Source organism: Salinarimonas soli, assembly GCF_008386575.1.
Taxonomy (GTDB): Bacteria; Pseudomonadota; Alphaproteobacteria; order Rhizobiales; family Beijerinckiaceae; genus Salinarimonas_A; species Salinarimonas_A soli.
Genome location: NZ_VUOA01000080.1, coordinates 1 through 287, shown reverse-complemented (window position 1 = coordinate 287; position 287 = coordinate 1). Strand labels below are relative to the sequence as shown.

General features: G+C 73.2%; 1 pseudogene. It reads right to left on the bottom strand.

From position 1 onward, the window contains the following. Window positions 1-287, bottom strand: a pseudogene (locus F0L46_RS25295) (acyl-CoA dehydrogenase); the annotation flags it as partial.

Genomic DNA, 287 nt, shown 5'->3' with positions numbered 1-287 from the left:
TGGCGCGCATGCAATGGTGGATGCGGCCGGGTCCCAGCCGCCCCTGCGCGATCTCGAAGCCCCTCCCCTCGCCCAGAATCAGGTTCTCGGCCGGCACGCGCACGCCCTCGAAGCGGATATGCATGTGGCCGTGGGGCGCGTCGTCGTGGCCGAACACCTCCATGGGCCGCAGGTTGGTGACGCCCGGCGTGCCCGCGGGCCCGAGGATCTGCGAGTGGCGGCGGTGCGGGGCCGGGTCGGGGTTCCTGCCGCCCAAGCAGAAATAGACCGCGCAGCGCGGGTCGCCC